3 protein-coding genes and 2 pseudogenes are annotated in these 3,073 nt (G+C 66.9%); 2 read left to right on the forward strand and 3 right to left on the reverse strand.

Features of this window, described 5'->3' with window-relative positions:
• From EN749_RS33405 to EN749_RS33415, 3 genes and pseudogenes are all read right to left on the reverse strand, one after another.
• Nucleotides 1–205: pseudogene (locus EN749_RS33405) on the reverse strand (efflux RND transporter periplasmic adaptor subunit); the annotation flags it as partial.
• 303 nt (nucleotides 206–508) lie between these two features.
• Nucleotides 509–715 carry a hypothetical protein gene (locus tag EN749_RS33410; RefSeq protein WP_127270464.1) on the reverse strand — a complete coding sequence of 69 codons (207 nt, stop codon included), beginning with the start codon at nucleotides 713–715 and terminating at the stop codon, nucleotides 509–511.
• Nucleotides 716–886: 171 nt separating this feature from the next.
• Nucleotides 887–1,561 carry a hypothetical protein gene (locus EN749_RS33415; protein WP_127327739.1) on the reverse strand — a complete coding sequence of 225 codons (675 nt, stop codon included), beginning with the start codon at nucleotides 1,559–1,561 and terminating at the stop codon, nucleotides 887–889.
• A gap of 211 nt (nucleotides 1,562–1,772) precedes the next feature.
• Here EN749_RS33415 and EN749_RS33420 point away from each other — a divergent pair, with 211 nt between their 5' ends.
• Both EN749_RS33420 and EN749_RS33425 read left to right on the forward strand, forming a co-directional pair.
• On the forward strand, nucleotides 1,773–2,501 hold the full coding sequence (locus EN749_RS33420; protein WP_128288998.1) for a response regulator: 729 nt from the start codon (nucleotides 1,773–1,775) through the stop codon (nucleotides 2,499–2,501).
• A pseudogene (locus tag EN749_RS33425) lies at nucleotides 2,498–3,073 on the forward strand (two-component sensor histidine kinase); the annotation flags it as partial. The gene EN749_RS33420 and the pseudogene EN749_RS33425, both read left to right, overlap by 4 nt.

Consider the following 3,073-nt stretch of genomic DNA (forward strand, 5'->3'; position numbering starts at 1 on the left):
GGCGCTGCTGGATGATGCCGTTCACTTGCGGGCGCACCTCGGCAACCAGCGAAGCCGCCGTGCGCCCCGACAGTTCGGCGGTGATCGCCACCGATTGCGGATGCAAGGTGACGACGCCGACTTCCGGTTTGCCGGGCGCGCCCATGCCGGTGGGGGCGCTGCCCTCCTGCGAGCAGGACGCCAGCAGAAAGGTAGCGGCGAACATCGCGGCCCAGGGCGCCAGATGGCGTGCCGAAAAACGAGGCTGGCTAGGATTGGAAATCATGGCCTGGATCTTTCCCTGGAGTTGCGTACGCGCTGGCAATGGACCGCTTGGTCGAGGGGCATGCCGATCCATATGATGATAGGCCGCACCCGTCGGCGGGCGGCGACGAGCAATGCTTGGAAGCGGCTCATGTCGCGCTCCTTCTCGTCGGCCGGAGCTGCTCGAAGGTCGAGTAGCTGGCCGCGATGCCCACCAACATTATTATGCCGATCAGCGAGGACATGCCAAGCGCCTTGCCGGAGTTCACGCGATCTTGCGGTCATGATGTCCATGGTTGTCGAGCGGCTGCGAGAGCGGAAGCGACAGCCGCCAGGCGGCGAAGCGCAGGCGGATCGCGCCCTTCAGCGTGTCGACCGGGAGGGCCAGCGGCATATCGCGCCCGGCAGGACCGAACGAGAGCCTCGGGCTGGCGGACGCGAGCAGCCGCAGCATGATCATGGCTTCCCACATTGTCGTGCTTCCATTGCATGGTTCGAATTGGGCATGGTTCGAATTGGCGTCATTCGAACTGGACGTGATTGAAACGAGGGATGGCAGGGATACGCCCGCCATCCCCCGGAGAACCGGCCGGCCCGAGAACGGGTTGGGTACCGGGCCGGCCGGTGCAGTCGGTCAGAGTTGTCAGTCGTTCCCGGGCTGGGGCGAGAGCTGCCTGCCATCGTTGGGCAGGCCTCTGGGGCCGGCTGCATCGTTCGGCGGCCCGCCCCAGGGACCGGGGGGTGATCCATGGGGGCGTTCCGCCGAAGCGAGGACTTCGAGTTGTTCGGGCGTCAGCTTGGCACGCAGTTCCGCGATCGCGTCCTTCAGTTTACCGGCCGAAACCGCGCGGGCGGTGACATCGTCGGCCAGCTTTTCCTGGAACGCGAAAGGATCAGGCTTGCCGCCGGGACCCGCCGCGTCGGGACCCTTCGCTTCAGCACTACCGGGCCGCCCGTGGTCAGGCTGAGGCGGCGAAAGCACCGCCTGCAGCGCGCTGGTGTAGTCGCGCCAGGCGTCGAGTTGTTCGGTGCGGATGCCAACGCGGGTCTCCAGCGCGGCGAGCCGGGCGGCCAGCATGAATTCCGGCGGCGGACCCATGCGGCGGGGGCCAAAGCCCTGCGGGCCAAAACCCTGTGAGCCAGGCCGCATTGGTCCATGCGGGCCGGGTCCAGCCATCGGGCCGTGATCCAGGCCGTCCTGAATGGCCATGACAGGTGGCGGCTCGCCGGGTCCGGCGCCGGGATCGGGCTGCGCTGCCAGCGCGGGGTGAATTGCGGCGACGGAAAACAGGCCGAGCGCAAGAAGTCTGCTTCGCATAAAGATGTTCCTTTCTCTCATGCTTCGGACAGTTCAGAGGATAGGAAGCGTCTTTGTCCGCTTCGCGTCGGCGTGTTGCCGAAGGTTTCCGCAAAAGGGCAATTTGTTTCCGAATGTTTCCCTCGGGCCCCCGGAAACGTTCGGTTGCAATTTTCCATGCCGCTCGGGCGCGGCTCCTCCTATAATCGTGGCCAAGGCAAGGGCACGATTGATGCAGTCACAACCCCATATCCTCGTCGTTGACGACGACCGCGAGATCAGGACGCTTCTCCAGCGCTATCTCGACAGCCAGGGCTTTCGCGTCACGGCGGCGGCGGACCGGCGCGAATGCGAGCAACGGCTTGGTGCGGGCCAATTCGACCTGATCGTGCTCGACGTGATGCTGCCGGACGGCTCGGGGCTCGATATCTGCCGCGGCTTGCGCGACCGCAAGCCGCACACCCCGATCATCCTGCTGACTGCGCTGAAGGAAGATGTCGACCGCATCATCGGCCTGGAACTCGGCGCCGACGACTATCTCGGCAAGCCGTTCAACCCGCGTGAGCTCATTGCCCGCATCCGTGCCGTGCTCCGGCGCTCGGCGCCCGAGGAGGCGCCCGCCTCCCCGCGCGCGCGTACCTACCGCTTCGCCGGCTACAGGCTGGAGCCGGACACCCGCAAGGTGACGGATGCACAAGGCGTGGCCGTCGACCTTACGGGCGCCGAGTTCGACCTCTTGCAGGTGTTTCTCGACCGCCCCGGCCGGCTTTTGTCGCGTGACCAGCTTCTCGACCTGACGCAAGGCCGCGAGCGCGACCCGCTCGAGCGTTCGGTCGATGTGCTGGTGAGCCGGCTACGCCGCAAATTTTCCGACACCGGCGACGGGCCGCTGTTCAAGACCGTGCGCAATGGCGGCTACCAGCTCACCGCGCGCGTCGAGACCGTGGAGAGCCACGCGTGAATTCGCTGCGCCGCCGTCTCATCCTGCTGCTGGTCGCCTCGATCGTCGGCGTCGTCGGCCTGGCGACGGCCGCCGTCATCAGCGTGCGCGGCGGCGGACCGCCGCCGGAACTGACCGTGCCCTGGATTGCCCAACAGATGGAACTGGTGGTGCGGCTTTTGCCGGGGCCGGTCCCCGACGTCCTGCGGGTGCAATTCGCCGACCATCCGGCGGGCGGCAAGGTGGCTCGTGCGGAAACGGCGATGCTCAACCACATCCTGCACCGCCGTGGCCTCGACTTCCCGGCGGTCGTCAACGAGAAGTCGGACGAACCCGGCCAGATCGCATCGATGCACCTGCCTGACAGCCGCTGGGCGATCATGGAGGTGCCGCACCTCAAGCCGCCGCGTCGCGAATGGCTGGTTCTGGCCGGCTGGATCTCGCTGATCGTCGCCGGCGCCACGGCGGTGTCGGTCTATTTCACCTCGGTGCTGATCCGCCCGCTCGAGATGCTGGAGGCCGCCGTCTCCAAGATCGGATCGGACGGCGTGCTGGCGGCGGTGCCGGAAGTGGGCTCGGCCGAGGTCAAGGCC

Source organism: Mesorhizobium sp. M7A.F.Ca.ET.027.02.1.1, assembly GCF_004022985.1.
Classification (GTDB): domain Bacteria; phylum Pseudomonadota; class Alphaproteobacteria; order Rhizobiales; family Rhizobiaceae; genus Mesorhizobium.